The organism is Chryseobacterium ginsengisoli (assembly GCF_039542325.1).
Taxonomy (GTDB): Bacteria; Bacteroidota; Bacteroidia; order Flavobacteriales; family Weeksellaceae; genus Chryseobacterium; species Chryseobacterium ginsengisoli.
On the sequence record NZ_BAABHX010000005.1, the window covers coordinates 251,494 to 268,694 of the forward strand.

The following is a 17,201-nucleotide window of genomic DNA, read 5'->3' on the forward strand; positions in this document are numbered from 1 at the left end:
CTAAACAATTTTTATGAAAAATATTGAAATCCCCTTGATCAAAAGAGGTTTTAAGTTTCTGTTATGCATTATTGCAACCTTTTTTTTCGCATTTGGAGTGATTGGCTTCGGTACATTTTTGTTTACAGAAGGTTTCTCATGGTGGGTATTGATTATTGGATTACTGTTCGTTTTCGGTGTGCTTTTATTTGCCTCAAAAATTTATACTTATTTAACGAGCAGACAAGTACATTTAGTTGTAGAATCTGATGGAAATACAATAACTTTTTATAACAAAAACGATTCAGGGAAAATATTCAATAAATCTGAAGAGATCGACTTAAATAAAATGGGCAGATTTTATATTGTAAAAAAAAGAACCCGCTATTTAATGAATAATTATTCCTATGCATTTGAGGAAAAAGGAAGCAGAACCAGCTTATTTAAAACAGATGTGGATGCATTCCCTTCTTTATTTGAATCAACTGAAAATGACCGAAATAAAATTTTACAGTTTGTAGAAACAGTTGCTCCGGAAATAGAATTAGGGTTTGAAACCGCGTGGCAAAAAGCAAAAAACAATAAATAAAAAACAACCTAAAAATTTAATAACATGAAAAGAACATCAATTTTAGCAACATCATTTTTTGCGGCTTCATTACTGCTTACATCTTGTGGTGGAAAAGAAGATCAAAAAGTAGAAATGGGAAAAGAGTTCAAAGTATATGAAAACCCAATAACGGTTTTAAAATTAGAAGAAAGCAAAGTTTTAAGAAACGATAAAGATTCTACTTTGCTTATAGCTCCAAATGGTAAAAAATATGTTTACCTGGAAGTGAAAAACCCTAAGAATGAAATGATTTTCCTTAAGGCTTTCAACAAAGATGCAGAATTGAAATATGATGATAACATAAATCTTACTTATTTTAAACACGATATCGACAAAGGATTTACTGATGATTATTTTCTTATTGATGATAACAGCTCGATAGATAAAGTAGTGATAACAGATCCTTCTGAAGAGCAATTCGTTCTTATGAATCCTAAAATTACAAAATCCAGCAATGTAATTTCTCCTGAAGCTCAAAAAATAGTAGATTCTTTCTCCAAAGAAATAAATTTATTAAATGCTTTTGCTCCGTATGTAAAAGACGGTAAAGATGTGATGACTATTACCAAAAACGAAGGAGATTTGCCTGTAAACCGTATGAGTATGAAAGCAGAAGTTGAGTATTTTTCTCCGGATGGTAAGTTTTATATTTTCAAAACTACAGATATTTTCAAAAACATTGCAAAAGTATATACAACCTGGGAGAATGGTAAAATTACAAGCTTAGTGGTAAAACCTCATTATAAATAATCATTTAACTAAAAAAACTATACTATGCAATTAGGAAGATTAGTTGGGATTCTTGCCATCTTTTGTGGCAGCATATTCACATATTTAGGATATGGAATGATGGAAACAACAGGATCAGTTTTTAAATTTCTTGTGGCAGCACCGGTTTTTGTTTTAATCGGGATTGCAATGTTATTTTTTCCGGGAGGAGATATTACAACAGCTGAAAGTAAAAATAAAACAAAAGATCCTAAAGTTTGGGTTGGTGAAGCTCCGAAAAGCCACAAAATCGCATGGGCGATCGCAGGAGTAATCGGATTTATAATTTCGATGAGTATATTTAAAATATAATTGGTACGTTCAGAAATTCAACAATAAACAAAATCCCGGACTTCAAATTCGGGATTTTTGTTTCTAAAGAATTCTAAGACAGTTGAAGTCTGTTTTTTCTTTAATTGTTTTCGGCTATCTTTGTTTGTCAACTTACTTTTTTAATCTAAAAAAAAACAATAACCGAAAATTTAAGATGAACACAAAAGACAAAGAATTAACCGAACATTTAAAAGAAATTTATTCAAAATATTTTGATCAGGAATACGTTGATAAAAACCTCGAAATACCAAAAATTTATCTTGATTCTATTGGAAAAATATCTGTTAAAGATTTATATGAATTGGGTTCTATACCAAATACTGAATGGGGAATAGATTTATATGGAGATGAATTTATAGAACGTAAAAATTCAAATACACTTACGAAAAAGGATAAAATATATTTAACAATCGGAGATTGGGGTTCTCATCATGATTTTCATATAAATTGCGACAAATCTTCTCCGGATTTTGGAAAAATATTTGATTACAACGATGCACATCCTTGGTGCGAATGGCATAGACCAGAAGTTGAATGGGCAGATTTCAAAGAATTTGTAAAGGATGAATTTAATATTGAATTAAAATAAGGAACCAATTTTACTTTATTTAATTTTAGATATTGTTTAAGTAATGGTAATCTCAATTTTAGACAAACGAACGCAACTATGAGAATAGCTATTTTTTCTGACATACATGGTAAGATACTATTACCTTTCAAACTTGTAGATTTATACCAAAAAGAAACAGGCAACAAAATAGATTTCATCCTGCAATGCGGAGATATGGGAGCTTATCCAAACATAGAAAATCTGGACAAAGCAACAATAAAACATGCACAATACGACAGGGATGAACTGGGATTTCATGACGATTTTACTAAAACAAATCATGAAATACAGTCATTTTTAGATGAACTTAATATCAATATGATCTGTGTTCGCGGAAATCATGAAGATCATGATTTTTTGGATAATCTTGAAAAGGAAAGTTCAGATAAAAGTATATTTCCAATTGATGTTTATGAAAGAGTTTTTGTATGCAGATCTGGTTTGGAACAAAAATTAGAAACGGAAGATGAGGTTTTAAATTTCGTGGGTATCGGCAGAATCGGAGATCGAAAAGGAAGAACAGAAAACCGGTTTATTCAGGATTATGAAAGAAAGGAAATCAAAAAGTTGTTAAAAACAAAACATTCTTTTGATATCTTACTCACCCACGATAAAGATGATAGTCAAAGCGGTTATGGCATGACAGAAATCCGAGAAGTTTTAGATAATGTGATTTTTCATTATCATTTTTACGGACATACGGGAGAACCATTTAAACAGGAAACGGATTTTAACGGCATCACACAATCCATCAAAGTAAATGAGCTGGAATTTAACGAAAGTGGAATTTTAGAAAAAGGCTGTATGATTATTTTGACAAAAGAAAACGGAGAACTAAGCATTGAAATTGTTGACCAAAAATTGACGAATAAAATGACGAAGTTTAATTGGAAAGATCAAAAAAACTTTGTCAAAAAAATATAATCATCTATTTCATTCCCCAAAATTAAAACAAGAAAAAATGGAAAGATTTTCAAACATTACAGAAGCTCTGATGAATGAAGCCAAAATTGAAATAGAAAGTTTTGATATAAAAGACGGAGAAAAAATTATTGCTTATTTCTCTGAAATACCATCAATTAGTGGATTTCCTTATAAAATAATTTTAGTTGAAAACTCTGATGGAATTGTTTATGCAAGATTTAGACAATGGGATACAGAATATGATTTCACACGTTGGGATAACGGAGTTTACAATCTGGATAGGCTGAGAATCATTACAGATGAAAAAATTCTTTCCCAAACAGAATCTGCCTTATTGAAAGAATATTTATCACAGTTGGAAAAAATACATCTGCCGGAAAATATAAACAAAGAAAATGTAATCATTTTAGATAGTTCTCTTTGGAAATTTGGATTTATTTTGAAAAATAAAAATATTGATTATACTTGGAAAGCAGCAACGGAAGATATCAATGTATTTGTTCCTCTTATTAATTTGATGAGAGAAAAATATTTGGATAGAATCTGATAAAAGCTAAAAATCTAATAACCCAAAAACTCTATAATTAAATAAAATGAACGCAACCGAATGGGCAAATAGTTATTTCTTAAGATTAGAAGAAAAACTTAAAGTTCTTAATACACATCCGACAGTTGATAAAGTGGTAAGTGTTCAATACAAAGGACTAAATGATTCCGAAATAGATGAAATTGAAAAAGAAATAACTTCAATGTTAAATGATGTTGTACAAACTATTATTGATGATTATGAATTTGAAGAAAATCAGGAAGCTATAGATGAAATAAAATATGATTTTGACAAAAAATTTAAGTTTAATATCTATATAAGAGCATTTTACAAAATAAGTAACGGATTAAACATTGTTTGGCACTCTAACTTACATTCTTTCGATCTGGAAAATATCAATAAAAAAAATGAAAATATTGGCTCCTTCTTTTCAGCCACATCTGGAGAAGACGAAAGAGCTGATTTTGAAGGTTTTTGTGCCTTGATTCCTCTTCAGGCATTCATTGATCCTTATAAATATTCTATCGAATCCGATTTCGATTATACAGGATATAATGAAGATCTAAACAAAGAGGAAGGTTTACAAATGTGTTTTTTAGACTATTTCAATTATTATAACGATACAGCTTTAGTTTTGTCGAAAAATGATCCCAATCCTACAATTATTTTGGGTGAAGACTATAGTGCATCTTATAATGATCTTACGTATTGTGACTTTGTTATTTACATGGAATTTTTACTGGCTACATTTTTTTCAGTAGAGCATAGAAGTTCAGAACTGAAATTTCCTAATGACAGAACGGAAACTTTGCATCAGTTTTTAAAAGAATTCGAAGAATCAGAAACAAAAGATTACAGTAAAGTTATAGATTTTTTTAGTGATGAAAATATTAAGCCTGAAGATATTATCAAAAATGATTAAGAAACAATAATATCAACTTATACAATAAACACTCATGAAAAATATTAAACAAATTAATCTCGATAAGTACAACAACTCCAAATATGAACTTATTGAAGACAATATTTACAAAAATACAGAAGAAGACATTTATGTTTTTGCAATAAACTTTGAACTGGAGGAAGAAGAAGATTCCCAGTATCCGCTTGAAGATATATTGGACAAATTTTATTTACACGTTTCCGACTTTATTGATGAAGATGCTTTTTACAGCTCAAAAAATGCAAATCTTGAATTAGCCGGAGAATTATCAGATGTTCAGAATGTTATCCAATCAATTATTGGGAAAAGGGTCTATAATTCTGAATATGTTGGAGATGATGGAATTACTCGTGTAAAATTAATGATAGAATAAATAAACAAAAACTATGAATGAAAACTTATTAAGTCAGATAGAATACTTAAAGGACTGTAAAGGAATAAAAGGCAGCAAATTAGAAAATTTAGGACAAAGTATTTATAGCAAAATAAAAAATATTATTCAGGATCCAGATTTATTTATCACACATTTATACATTCCAAAAGGTTCTGTAGAAAATGTACAAATATTAGAAACTCAGTTTAGACAATTGTTTAATACAGAGATTGATTCTGAATTATTATCGTTTTATCATTGTTTTGATGGCTTTGAGTTTCGTTATATAAATCCCAGTAAGGTTTGGGAAGAATTTGATAAAGACGAAATAGTCGATTGGGAGGAATTTGATGTCGATCCTGAAAATTTGAGTTATGGCGACATGATTAAAAATGAAAAATATGAAGATGAAGTAAAAAATGAATTCCATTCTTTAATAGGATTAGATTTTGATGAACCTGCTTTTAATAATCGTCTGTCAAACCCAAATAAATTAAAAGAGTTTTTATTCTATGATGAATCTATCGAGATGAATGATTTAGGAACAAAAACATTTATTCCATCTGCAATCCATTTATTTTCAGAAGATAATAAAGTAAAATATCAAACTGATGATATCAATGTATTTTTCTTTGATTATTTTGATTTTTGGAGCCAGACCGTCTTTGGCGAAAAAGATAATAATATTGCTATTTACGCCGGAGTAGATTATTCCGCTTCTATTGAAGATTGGAAATTTAAAGAAATAGCATCATTTATCAAGGAAAGATTGGTTAAATAAACGAACTATTTATAATAAATTCCAGATCGAAATCCATCTAAAAGCAAATAATGGGAACATTACACGAAGTATATCAGCTTAAACCAAAAGTTATCATTTCCGGAGCCATTTTACACGTTAGGAAAGATCAAGAAAATCTATTTTCAGAAAAATACAATATTGATAAAAACTTACATAACGAAAGACAAGGTATTTTTTCAAATACAGGAGTAACAAACTCTACTGACGGAAAAATTGAGAGATATGCAATGCATGCGAACGAAAAAACAATAAATTTTGAGGAATCCGGTTTATATATATCTATTCAGGGCGGCAGTAAATATGGTTTTGAGAAAGATTTTAATAAATTTCTAAACGAGATGTCTCCTTATTTGGAAGATGCTTTATTCTATGTATTTTGGGATACAATCATCTATCGATATAAAATTATAAATGGAAAATTATATTTTGAATCCACAGAGAACTTTGCCAATTGGAATTATTCTTTTGAAAAATATATACTCGCAAACTACTCCTCTTCCCAACAAATTATTGCCGATTTTTATGTTGAAGAAACGGATGAGATAATATTGCATCATATCGAAAGGATTAAATACGATGACGATCCAAAAGAATTTTATGAAGTAGAAGAATACGAAGAACTGTTAACCAAAATTAATCATTATAAAGAGTATATTTCAATGGAGAGATTTACAGAATTAAAAAATTGGTTGAAAACTCAGATAAATAATTATTAATAATTAATTTAAATAAAAATATGTCAGTACTTTGGAAGGGTTCAGCTATTATCATTAGAAGATAGAAAATGTACGCTAAAAATTAAAAATGTCCATAATAATGATGGATACATACCAACAGAACCTGTGTTTATGATTCAAATTATACATGATGCCTGTTTACAAGGTTCGCATCAGACTTTCGAATTTCCGAAAGGAACTCTTTTGACCGAGATAAACACATCGCAATCCTGCGATAATGATTATCTTGAAAAAGTTGTTGATCAGTATATTGAATCTATCAAAATTATTAATGACCAGAGCGAAGAAAATATTGAATTAATCGTTACGGATTTATTAGAAAATATGGGCTTGGAAATGTATTCTGACGAATGGGAAGAAGCCTATGAAACCGAAATTGAAAAATACAGTATTGAATCTGTTGTTGAAATCACCATGTCCGATCAAAAATATCTGGATCATCTGCTTCCAATAGAAAACAAAGGCAAAATAATCAATAGACCAAATTGGGACAGTTTTGCCTGTTTATAATTTTATATAATCTAAGATCAAAAAATGGGAGATTTACATTGCGTATACCAACTTAAACCAAAAGTTTTAACTAACGGTACTATTTTACGTGTTAAAAAAGACCAAGAAAATATCTTTTTAGAAAAATACAAAATCAGTAAGAATTTTCATAATAAAGGGCAGGAAATTTCCCCCAATATATTTATAATAAATTCTAATGATGGAAAGGTTCGTAGGTACGCGCTTTATGCAACTGCAAGAATAATAAACTTTGAAGAATCAGGTGTATATGTATCAATACAGGACGGCAGAAAGTCTGGTTTTATCGATTTTGAAGAATCTATGGCTGAAATTTCTCCTTACTTGGAAAACGCTTTATTTTATGTGGTTGTGGGTACATCAATCAGTAAATATGAAATTAAAGACGAGCAATTACTTTTTGAAAGAACATTGGATTCTAAGTTCGACTCTTGGGATTATAATTTTGGAAAATATTTATCCAGAAATTACACATCAGACAAACAACTTATTGCTGATTTTTACACTGAAGATACAAATGAATTGATACTTTACCACAATGAATTAATTGAAGACGGATGCAATCCAAAAGAATATTACGACAAAGAAGAATATGAAGAGCAGTTAGCTATAATTAATAATTATAAGCAATACATTTCCATTGAAAAATTTAAAGAATTAGAAGACTGGCTGAAAATCCAGATCAATTATTATCAATAAAATCACAAAAATGAACGACAATTTTACAATTGATGACTTACAGAATACATGGCAAAAAGTAAGCATTCTGCATAACGGACAAACATACGGCGGACAAAGTAAAAATCAAAAAATAGAATACATCAATCATATCGGAAGTGTTGTATTTGAAATTATGAATGCGGCTAAAAACACTTCAGTTTTTAATTTTGATCTTGCTGTAAAATGTGCGTTTTTACACGATACCATAGAAGATACAGACTTTAGTATCGAAAATCTTGAAAAAGAATATGGCAAAGAAGTAAAGGAAGGTGTTCTTGCATTGACAAAAAACACAAATCTTGAAAAAAAGCATCAAATGATTGATAGTCTTGAACGGATAAAAGCACAGCCAAAAGAAGTCTGGGCAGTTAAAATGGCAGACAGAATCTGTAATTTATATGCACCCTATTATTGGAACGAATCGAAAAAAGAAAAATACCTCGAAGAAGCCAAAATTATTCTTGAATATTTAAGAGAAGGAAACGACTATTTAGCCAAAAGATTATCAGAAAAAATTGAAGCTTATAAAACCAAATGATCAAGATTAAAATACATACTCTTGACGGGCAATTTGATATTGAAATCAAGAAAAATGAAGATTTTTATGCTCTTTTAGTGATCGCATCTAAATCCGAGTATTTCCGAGATCACAATTGCAAAGTCTGGAGTGGAAAAATTATGGAAACAGAAAAGCTTTTTGAAATCACAAATCTTATAAAAGAGTGTTACAGAAACCCATATGTTCCAACCAGAATAACCATTCTTGACGGAAGATCAATAAAAATCAATCTAAAAGATGAGGAATCGCAAATTTCATTACGTCTGATAGATATAGATGAAAATACAAATGAGTCTAAGCTGATACAAAAAATTAAAAAACTCACCAACGAGATAATAGGCAATGATGCTATTCTACAGGATTATTTAGACATTTTTATGAATTAACCTCCTGAAATAAAGTGAATAATATTACCAATACATTTGATTAAAATATGACATATAAAGAATTTTACAATAATATTAATCTCAGAATCTTAAAAAATAGGGATTTGGAAACTTATCTCTTAGCTTTACTCAAGCTGGTTGAACAGGAAAGAGAACAAATTTTAACCGCCGAATTATTATTAAAACTTTTACACGACTCATCCACTTCTGAATCAAAAAAATTTAATATTGAATGGTTAAAAATCAAAGATGCACCTGATGAAAATACATTTATTGATTCAAAAACAAACTCTTCAACAGATAAAACCATAATTTCAGATATTAGTGAATTTGATTATTCAATGGCTGTTCTGAAGTTTCAGATTGCTGAATTGCACAAAATGAACGGTAAACAATTGGATAATGAATCGAAATATGAGGGAATTGATTCTGAAACAGGAAATAGATGGTACAATTTTGATCCAGGTTCTATTTTGGAATGTGGTATGAGATGTTTTATGGACTACAACAAAGATGATGACGAAGAATTTGAAGTAAGTTGGCGCACTTTGGGCGATTTGTTGGAAATGGGCAGAATTTATGAGTAAATTGAATAATTATCTTTTTTAGAAAATAAATTATTCAATAAAAAATCTTCCGCATATAAGTTAAACACAAATTAAAAATAAAAGTTCTTTAAAATGGGAGAATTACATAATGTTGAACAGCTAAAGCCAAAAGTAATTACAGGTGGTGCTATTTTGCAGGTAAAAAAAGAAAAAGAGGAGGAATTTTTAGAAAAATATTCTAATGAACGTACTCATACAGGTGAGTGGGGATTTTTTGACAATACTTTTGGGGTAATTTCTAATGATGGAATTGTAGAAAGATATGCCATGTATTATGAAGATAAAGTGATCGATTTTAAAACACCTGGAGTATACATACGAATACAAGGTCAAAGTAAAAGTGGTCCCAGTGGTAATAGCTATATAGATTTTATGAGCAATTTGTCTGTTTATTTAGAAGATGCTTTATTTTGTGTATATTATTATGATAATATTGATCAATACGAAATTAAAGACGGTATTTTAAACTTCCAGAATAAAGGCAAATTCGATTATTTTGAAGACTATCTTCTCCTGAATTATGCTTCATCTCCGGAGATTATTGCCAGTTATTATGCGGAAGAAATTCATGAATTCCAATTACGTTATGAAGAATTAATAAAAATGGAAGACAATCCACAAGAAAGGTATGATCCTGAAGATTACGAGGAGCTTCTGGATAAATTTAATAACTATAAAGATTTTCTACCAACCAATGAAGCAAATGATTGTATATCTTGGTTAAAAAAACAAATAGCAAGTTATGAGTCTCAATAGCAAATTGTATTAATACATTCTGAAAATAAGAATGCTGTAAAATATTATATTTGCCAAAATGATAAATTATTTGATTGGAATAATATAGAAAAACAAAACAATGAATGAATTTTCAGGGTACGAAAAAATGCCCAACAACTTAAAAAAATTAGGTCTTAGCGAAAGCGATTTTTCCAAAATGGAAAAATTAAAATGGGTGGTTACAGAAAAAGTTCACGGTGCAAACTTCAGTTTCGTCTATGAAAACGGGACTCTGAAATTTGCCAAAAGAAAAGAATACCTCAACTGGACAGATGATTTTTTTGGTTTTCAATTGGTGGTAAACAAACTGGAAGATAATATTCTTCGACTTTTTGAAAAACTGAGCAATGAAATTTCTGGAGAAAAATATATTATTTATGGTGAATTGTTCGGAGGAAAATATCCTCATCCTGAAGTTGATCCTGTAAAGGATTTGCACGCGATCCAAACTGGAGTCTATTACACTCCTGACATAGAATTTTGCGCCTTTGATATTGCCATTGAAACTGAGGGTTCAGATTCTAAATATTATCTGGATTATGAAACTTCAGTAGCCTATTTTAATCAGTTTGAAATATTTCACGCACAGCCATTATTGATTGGAAAATTCAATGAAGCCACAAACTTCAATATCAGAATCAATTCCGGTATTCCTAAAGAATTTAACCTTCCGGAGCTACAAAATAATTTAATTGAAGGCGTTGTGATAAAACCTTTTAATCAAACAGATAACACGCTTTTTTCAAGACCGATTATTAAATTAAAAAATCCGGAATTCGATGAAGAAGAAAAATTTCATGAGGCTGAAAAATGGTCATTCATCCCCAATATTTCTTCTAAAACAGAAGACTTATCTTTTATTGTAGAGGAATTGAGAAACTACGTCACTCAAAACAGGTTAAAAAGTGCGATCTCTAAAATAGGTGAACTGGATATGAGCAATCAACTTCGGGTTTCTGAAGTTAAAAAAGAATTTTTAGAAGATGTAATCACAGATTTTAATGAAAACAATGATAATCTTTTAAATGATTTATCTTCTGGCGAAAAAGAATGGATTATTGAAAGAGTTAATTCTGAGATCAATAGAATAATAACTCCAGATCTTGCGGATTCTTAAGGTTCTTGTTAATTATTTTCTTTCAATCATATCCATGAAAATTCAATTGATAATATTGCTCTTCGTTACTTTCTTTGTTAATGCACAAGAAAGAAATAATAATTCCTTAAAGATTCCGGTAGATAAATTTAAAGGCTATGAGAATTGTTGTCTAAACAGATGCAATATGTTACTAGGACTTATCACTCCCGTCGAAAATGAATTAAGAATTTATGGCTATGAAAATGAATCCAATGTAAAAGCTTATAAACCAGGAATAATCACTAAAATCATTAAAAATAGCTACGATAAATCTGAAGTAATTCTGGTAAAATCAAATGATATAATATTTGTATATAAAAATTTAACAAATGTAAAAGTTAATGTACATGATAAGATATCTGAGAATCAAATCTTAGGACAAATTCTGACAATTAATTCAGAAAACTATTTGGGATTTGAAATTTGGAATAAAAATGCTGAGAAACTGGATCCAATCAAATACTTAAAAAATGATTTATAAAATATTGTGGATCAAATCTGGAAAAAATTAATAAACATTCACAAAATGGAAAACAAAAAAGACGAACAAATCCTGGACAACGGTCCATTCTATCACGGGACAAAAGCCGATCTGCAAATCGGAGATCTTTTGACTGCCGGATTCCAATCGAATTATTATACTGAAATAATCATGAATCACATTTATTTCACAGCCTTACAAAATGGCGCAGGATTGGCTGCGGCATTGGCAAGCGGAGATGGTTGTGAACGCATCTATATAGTAGAACCTACAGGAAAATTCGAAAATGATCCTAATGTAACAGATAAAAAATTTCCGGGAAATCCTACCAGATCTTATCGCAGTACAGAGCCGTTAAAAATTGTCGGCGAAGTAACGGAATGGATAAAACTCACAGATGAAGAGCTGCAAAACTGGAAAGAAAGAATTGCGAAACTTCGTGAAAATCCAGATGCAGAGATTATTAACTAGTTAATGTTTTTTAAATCAATGGAAAAGATTTTAAAGAAATAAACCTAAACAATTTTTATTTTTTTTCATAAAACCTGTCCAATTCCAAAAATCCGATTGTCATTACAATATAACCCATAAAAATTATACACAATGAAAATCACAGTAATTGGCGGAACAGGTCTTATCGGAAGCAAACTTGTCAACAGCCTTAAAAATTTAGGACATGAAGTTTTTGCTGCTTCACCAAATTCAGGAGTGAACACACTTACAGGAGAAGGTCTTGACAGAGCATTGGAAAATGTTGACGTTGTAGTTGACGTCGCAAATTCTCCTTCTTTTGCAGACGATGATGTTATGAATTTTTTCAAAACTTCAGGAGAAAATTTAATGGCTGCAGAGAAAAAAGCAGGTGTAAATCACCACATTGCACTTTCAGTTGTTGGAACAGAGCGTTTGCAGGAAAGCGGATATTTCAGAGCAAAACAGGTTCAGGAAAATATTATCAAAAACGCGGGAATCCCTTATACAATTGTACACTCTACCCAGTTTTTCGAATTTGTTGGCGGAATTGTTCATTCCAGTACAGTTGACGGGAAAATTTTAGTTTCTCCGGCTTTAATCCAACCAATCGCTTCTGATGATGTTGTGAAATCTATGACAGAAGTAACTATTGGTGAACCAAAAAATACAATCGTAGAAATCGGAGGTCCTGAAAAGATTAAGTTATCAGATCTTGTTAAAAAATATACAACGATCATGAAAAATACCGATGAAGTTGTTTCCAAACCTGATGCAACCTATTTTGGTGCTCCTTTAAATGATTCTACTTTAATTCCAGACAACGACGCAACATTAGGAACAATCCGTTACGACGAATGGATTTCAAATCCTGATAATCAAAGATAAAAATCAAAAAATTTTATCCTTAAATTTATATACCCGAACACATTTATTTAAACTAAAAAAAATCAACAAAATCATGAACGAATTTTTAATTGCCATCCACAGAGATATTATCAATAAAGACGCCTCTCCTTCACCGGAACAAATGCAGGCCGCAATACAGCCTTTTCAAGATTGGTTGGGAGGAATTGCAGCTCAGAACAAATTGGTTGCTCCACCAAAAAGATGGGATCTTGGCGGAAGAGTCGTGAAAAATGATACTGTCACCAACGGACCTTATGCAGAAATCAAAGAATCTATCGGCGGAATGTTCATTGTAAGAGCCAATGATTATGATGAAGCCGTAGAAATTGCAAAAGGTTGCCCACTTCTTCAGTGGGGAGCGAGTGTGGAAGTAAGAATGGCGATTCCTCCTACAACATAATAATTAAAAACAAATGCACGAAAAGGCATTAATCCCCAATTTATTCAGAACGGAGTACAGGAAAATTGTTTCTGTACTCTGTTCTACCTTTGGTATTGATCATATCGAAACTGCAGAAGATATTGTAAGTGATACTTTTCTCACCGCAACAGAATCCTGGAGTCTCAACGGAATTCCCGAAAATCCTACGGCTTGGCTTTATACTGTGGCAAAAAATAAAACCAAAAATCATTTAAAACGAAACAATCTATTTCAACAAAAAATTTCATCCGAAATAAAATATACCTCATCCAATACTGAAGAATTCGAGATTGATCTTTCCCTAAAAAATATTATCGACAGCCAGCTTGCGATGATGTTTACGATCTGTAATCCTTCCATTTCAAAGGAATCTCAAATTTCTTTAGCTTTAAATTTACTCTGCGGATTCGGAATTCAGGAAGTTTCAGACGCTTTTTTGGTGAACAAAGAAGTCATTTACAAACGACTGAAGCGAGCCAAAGAAAAACTGAAGACAGAAGGTATAAAAATCGAACAACCTTCAGTTTCACAGATCGATTCAAATTTAGAAACAGTCCTTACGACTTTATACTTATTATTTTCCGAAGGTTATTATTCTACATCACAAAATACAATTTTGCGAAAAGATTTATGTGAAGAAGCAATACGCCTTACTTTATTACTGCTGGAAAACCCAATAACCAAAACTCCTTGCATTTATGCATTATTGTCTTTGATGTATTTTCATTCTTCAAGATTTAATGCACGAATTAACGAATATGGAGAAAATATTTTATATGATGAACAGGACGACACTTTATGGGATTATGCTTCAATTGAAAAAGGAATTGATTTTTTAAACCAAAGTGCTTCCGGAAATTCCCTGACTAAATTTCACATCGAAGCCGCCATTGCTTTCTGGCACACCAGAAAAAAAGATTCTGGTGAAAAGTGGGAAAATATTTTACAGTTATACAATCAGCTTTTACAGATCGAATACTCTCCTATTGCTGCACTCAACAGAACTTTTGCTTTTGCGAAAGTGAGAGGAAAATCCGTGGCAATCACCGAAGCCGAAAAACTTCAACTTACAGATAATCCTTTTTATTATTCTCTTTTGGGATATCTTTATACGGATATGGATAATTTGAAAGCTAAAGAAAATTATGAAAATGCATTGAAACTTTCCAATTCAAGTTCGGTTTCTGATACTTTGAGAAAGTATATTGAAACTTTGAAAGAAAAGGAAAAATTTAAATTGTAAAATTACTTTTCCGACGTGATTCTTGCTAAATAAGGTGTAAAATAATAATGTATATTTGGATATCACCATAAATATTACATCATGAAAAAGATTTTAGCTTATTTCATCATATTCTCAATGCTTTCCTGTGAAAGTAAAGAAGAAAAAAAAGAAAAGTTTCTAAAGGATTTTCAGGAGCAGGCTAAAGAGATGAAAAAAAATCAAATTGATTTATTCTTAAACGCAAAACCAAAATATTTTTCAGCAAAAACAATTAGCGGAACTACTTTTAATTCACAAAATTACAAAGGCAAGAATCTTGTGATTTTTATTTACGATAAATCTTATCTTAAAAAGAGTGAATCTTACTACATGGCGGAAGAATTTAATACACTTTATAAAGAATTTAAAAATAATGCATATTTCATCGGTATCATAGAGGGATTTATAAAAAATGAAAAAGAACTGAAAGATTATTTAAATCAGTCAAATATCCTGTTTGAGCAGATTGATAATACCAAGTCTTACGATAAGTCTGAAAAATTAAATTATGATATCTTTTGCAGTCCTGCGAAAATACTTATCGACATCAATGGAAAGGTCATTCATTCTTCCTGTGGTGGTGGAAACAACATTGAAATTAGCCGAAAACTGGATAGTATAAAGGTAGCATCTAAATAAATCAAATTAAAATACTCTAATTTTTAGAGTATTTTTTATTTTTACAAAAAACAAGAATGAATTAAGATAAAATTCAGGCTTTAAAACATCTTGAATTTCTTAAAGACAAAGCAATAAAATCCACAATAATGGCTAAAAATAAAACAACAGAAACCCAAGTCAGCGTAGCAGATTTCATCAACTCATACGTAGAAAAAGACGAGAAAAAAGCAGACAGTTTTGAATTAATAAAATTAATGAGCGATTGGTCTGGGTTTGAACCCAAAATGTGGGGACCAACCATTATCGGATTTGGCAGTTATCATTACAAATACGCAAGCGGACATGAAGGCGATGCACCACTCATAGGTTTTTCACCTCGTAAAGCCGAATTTTCACTGTATGTTTTTTCGCCAACCGAAGAAAATAAACCTTTATTGGATGATCTTGGGAAATTTAAAATGGGTAAAGCCTGTATTTATGTAAAAAAACTTTCCGACATCAATATCGATACTTTAGAAAAAATGTGCAAAGCAACAATTGCTTATTTTAAATGAAAATCATGAATGTGCCTGCAGAGAAAAATAATGTAGGTTGATTATTAATAAATTTCTTCTCCATTCCAAAAAACTTCCCGAAATTTGTCACCTGTGTATTAAATAAAAAATTAATGAATTAAAGAACAATTTAACAAAACATACAGTAAAAACTTAGTATAAGTTTTCTTCGGGGCAGGGTGAAATTCCCTACCGGCGGTTACAGTCCGCGACTCCTTTTTAACGAAAGGACTGATTTGGTGAAATTCCAAAACCGACAGTTACAGTCTGGATGGGAGAAGAAAATGGAGCAATCAGTGAGGCTATTCCGATGGACTCATTGTATTGTATTTCATTTCCATGTACCGAAGTGTATTTTAACTTTCAAAAAAGTAAAATAACATGGAAAAATTAATAGAAAAATTCGGAGCAACTCCGAAAGAACGTGTAGAAAAAGCACTTCTTACACTACAACAGGGAAAAGGCATCCTTTTAGTCGATGATGAAAACCGTGAAAACGAAGGCGACATCATCTTTCCCGCATCTACCATTACAGAAAAAGACATGGCACTTTTGATTCGCGAATGCAGCGGAATCGTTTGTCTGTGCATTTCGGAAGAGAAAAGTAAACACCTGAATCTTCGTCCGATGGTGGAAACCAACAATTCTAAAAATCAAACCGCATTTACAATTTCCATTGAGGCTAAAGAAGGCGTTGAATCTGGAGTTTCGGCGAAAGACCGTGTAACGACGATCAGAACTGCAGTTGCTGAAAATGCGATTGCAGAACAAATAGCAAGTCCGGGACACGTTTTTCCTTTAATTGCCAAAAAAGATGGTGTTTTCGAAAGACGCGGACATACAGAAGGAAGCGTAGATCTGGTAAAACTCGCCAATCTTGGTGACGATGCTGTTCTTTGTGAATTAACCAACGAAGACGGAACGATGGCAAGACTTCCTGAAATTGTAGATTTCGCAGAGAAAAAAGAAATGACCGTCGTTACGATTGAAGACATTTATTCTTACCGAAAAATGATGATCAGTCAGAATTAAAATAAAAATATTTAATGCACAGATTAACCGTTCAATTTTTTTGAGCGGTTTTTTATTTTTCATAATCATATTAAAAAAGAATTATGTTTCAATTAAATACATTTTG

The 17,201-nt window shown here is 31.0% G+C and carries 25 protein-coding genes and 1 riboswitch; all 25 genes read left to right on the plus strand.

All coding sequences use genetic code 11. The features are described 5' to 3' along the window. Positions 1-13: 13 nt before the first annotated feature. Positions 14-568, plus strand: coding sequence for a hypothetical protein (locus tag ABD940_RS16365; RefSeq protein WP_345206345.1), 555 nt, complete (start codon positions 14-16; stop codon positions 566-568). 24 nt (positions 569-592) lie between these two features. After that, a complete protein-coding gene (locus ABD940_RS16370) occupies positions 593-1,339 on the plus strand; it encodes a hypothetical protein (protein ID WP_345206348.1) in 747 nt (248 codons plus the stop codon). A 24-nt stretch (positions 1,340-1,363) separates the two neighbouring features. After that, the gene (locus ABD940_RS16375; RefSeq protein WP_345206351.1) at positions 1,364-1,669 is read left to right on the plus strand and encodes a hypothetical protein; all 306 of its coding nucleotides are present in this window, start codon (positions 1,364-1,366) and stop codon (positions 1,667-1,669) included. A 175-nt stretch (positions 1,670-1,844) separates the two neighbouring features. Continuing rightward, positions 1,845-2,279: a hypothetical protein gene (locus ABD940_RS16380; RefSeq protein WP_345206353.1), complete on the plus strand. Its 435-nt coding sequence runs from the start codon at positions 1,845-1,847 to the stop codon at positions 2,277-2,279. Positions 2,280-2,357: 78 nt separating this feature from the next. Further along, entirely contained in the window at positions 2,358-3,224 is an 867-nt protein-coding gene (locus tag ABD940_RS16385; RefSeq protein ID WP_345206356.1) for a metallophosphoesterase family protein, read from the plus strand. Between the two features lie 37 nt (positions 3,225-3,261). Further along, positions 3,262-3,771: a hypothetical protein gene (locus tag ABD940_RS16390; RefSeq protein WP_345206359.1), complete on the plus strand. Its 510-nt coding sequence runs from the start codon at positions 3,262-3,264 to the stop codon at positions 3,769-3,771. A gap of 46 nt (positions 3,772-3,817) precedes the next feature. Then, entirely contained in the window at positions 3,818-4,693 is an 876-nt protein-coding gene (locus tag ABD940_RS16395) for a hypothetical protein (RefSeq protein ID WP_345206362.1), read from the plus strand. Positions 4,694-4,727: 34 nt separating this feature from the next. Beyond that, positions 4,728-5,087, plus strand: a complete 360-nt coding sequence (locus ABD940_RS16400) for a hypothetical protein (RefSeq protein WP_345206365.1) — start codon at positions 4,728-4,730, stop codon at positions 5,085-5,087. 13 nt (positions 5,088-5,100) lie between these two features. After that, on the plus strand, positions 5,101-5,868 hold the full coding sequence (locus ABD940_RS16405) for a hypothetical protein (RefSeq protein ID WP_345206368.1): 768 nt from the start codon (positions 5,101-5,103) through the stop codon (positions 5,866-5,868). 50 nt (positions 5,869-5,918) lie between these two features. Beyond that, positions 5,919-6,605, plus strand: coding sequence for a hypothetical protein (locus tag ABD940_RS16410; protein ID WP_345206370.1), 687 nt, complete (start codon positions 5,919-5,921; stop codon positions 6,603-6,605). A 132-nt stretch (positions 6,606-6,737) separates the two neighbouring features. After that, on the plus strand, positions 6,738-7,136 hold the full coding sequence (locus ABD940_RS16415; RefSeq protein WP_345206373.1) for a hypothetical protein: 399 nt from the start codon (positions 6,738-6,740) through the stop codon (positions 7,134-7,136). Positions 7,137-7,160: 24 nt separating this feature from the next. Continuing rightward, positions 7,161-7,853, plus strand: a complete 693-nt coding sequence (locus ABD940_RS16420) for a hypothetical protein (protein ID WP_345206376.1) — start codon at positions 7,161-7,163, stop codon at positions 7,851-7,853. Positions 7,854-7,863: 10 nt separating this feature from the next. Then, positions 7,864-8,412 carry a bifunctional (p)ppGpp synthetase/guanosine-3',5'-bis(diphosphate) 3'-pyrophosphohydrolase gene (locus ABD940_RS16425; protein ID WP_345206378.1) on the plus strand — a complete coding sequence of 183 codons (549 nt, stop codon included), beginning with the start codon at positions 7,864-7,866 and terminating at the stop codon, positions 8,410-8,412. Beyond that, on the plus strand, positions 8,409-8,819 hold the full coding sequence (locus tag ABD940_RS16430) for a hypothetical protein (RefSeq protein WP_345206381.1): 411 nt from the start codon (positions 8,409-8,411) through the stop codon (positions 8,817-8,819). Before ABD940_RS16425 ends, ABD940_RS16430 begins: the two co-directional genes overlap by 4 nt. Before the next feature lie 47 nt (positions 8,820-8,866). Further along, complete coding sequence (locus ABD940_RS16435; RefSeq protein ID WP_345206384.1) at positions 8,867-9,406, plus strand: hypothetical protein; 540 nt, start codon at positions 8,867-8,869, stop codon at positions 9,404-9,406. A 93-nt stretch (positions 9,407-9,499) separates the two neighbouring features. Next, entirely contained in the window at positions 9,500-10,183 is a 684-nt protein-coding gene (locus ABD940_RS16440) for a hypothetical protein (protein ID WP_345206387.1), read from the plus strand. A gap of 100 nt (positions 10,184-10,283) precedes the next feature. After that, on the plus strand, positions 10,284-11,321 hold the full coding sequence (locus ABD940_RS16445) for an RNA ligase family protein (RefSeq protein WP_345206391.1): 1,038 nt from the start codon (positions 10,284-10,286) through the stop codon (positions 11,319-11,321). A 166-nt stretch (positions 11,322-11,487) separates the two neighbouring features. Then, on the plus strand, positions 11,488-11,823 hold the full coding sequence (locus tag ABD940_RS16450) for a peptidoglycan DD-metalloendopeptidase family protein (protein WP_345206394.1): 336 nt from the start codon (positions 11,488-11,490) through the stop codon (positions 11,821-11,823). A gap of 45 nt (positions 11,824-11,868) precedes the next feature. After that, complete coding sequence (gene arr, locus ABD940_RS16455; RefSeq protein WP_345206396.1) at positions 11,869-12,294, plus strand: NAD(+)--rifampin ADP-ribosyltransferase; 426 nt, start codon at positions 11,869-11,871, stop codon at positions 12,292-12,294. A 132-nt stretch (positions 12,295-12,426) separates the two neighbouring features. Continuing rightward, on the plus strand, positions 12,427-13,182 hold the full coding sequence (locus ABD940_RS16460) for an SDR family oxidoreductase (RefSeq protein ID WP_345206398.1): 756 nt from the start codon (positions 12,427-12,429) through the stop codon (positions 13,180-13,182). Positions 13,183-13,255: 73 nt separating this feature from the next. Further along, positions 13,256-13,603, plus strand: coding sequence for a YciI family protein (locus ABD940_RS16465; RefSeq protein ID WP_345206401.1), 348 nt, complete (start codon positions 13,256-13,258; stop codon positions 13,601-13,603). A 13-nt stretch (positions 13,604-13,616) separates the two neighbouring features. Continuing rightward, positions 13,617-14,867, plus strand: coding sequence for an RNA polymerase sigma factor (locus tag ABD940_RS16470; protein ID WP_345206403.1), 1,251 nt, complete (start codon positions 13,617-13,619; stop codon positions 14,865-14,867). A gap of 81 nt (positions 14,868-14,948) precedes the next feature. Further along, positions 14,949-15,527: a peroxiredoxin family protein gene (locus tag ABD940_RS16475; protein ID WP_345206406.1), complete on the plus strand. Its 579-nt coding sequence runs from the start codon at positions 14,949-14,951 to the stop codon at positions 15,525-15,527. Between the two features lie 128 nt (positions 15,528-15,655). Then, on the plus strand, positions 15,656-16,063 hold the full coding sequence (locus ABD940_RS16480) for a DUF1801 domain-containing protein (RefSeq protein ID WP_345206409.1): 408 nt from the start codon (positions 15,656-15,658) through the stop codon (positions 16,061-16,063). A gap of 161 nt (positions 16,064-16,224) precedes the next feature. Beyond that, a riboswitch (FMN riboswitch) is annotated at positions 16,225-16,350 on the plus strand. A gap of 94 nt (positions 16,351-16,444) precedes the next feature. Then, a complete protein-coding gene (gene ribB, locus ABD940_RS16485) occupies positions 16,445-17,095 on the plus strand; it encodes a 3,4-dihydroxy-2-butanone-4-phosphate synthase (RefSeq protein ID WP_345206413.1) in 651 nt (216 codons plus the stop codon). Positions 17,096-17,201: the final 106 nt, after the last annotated feature.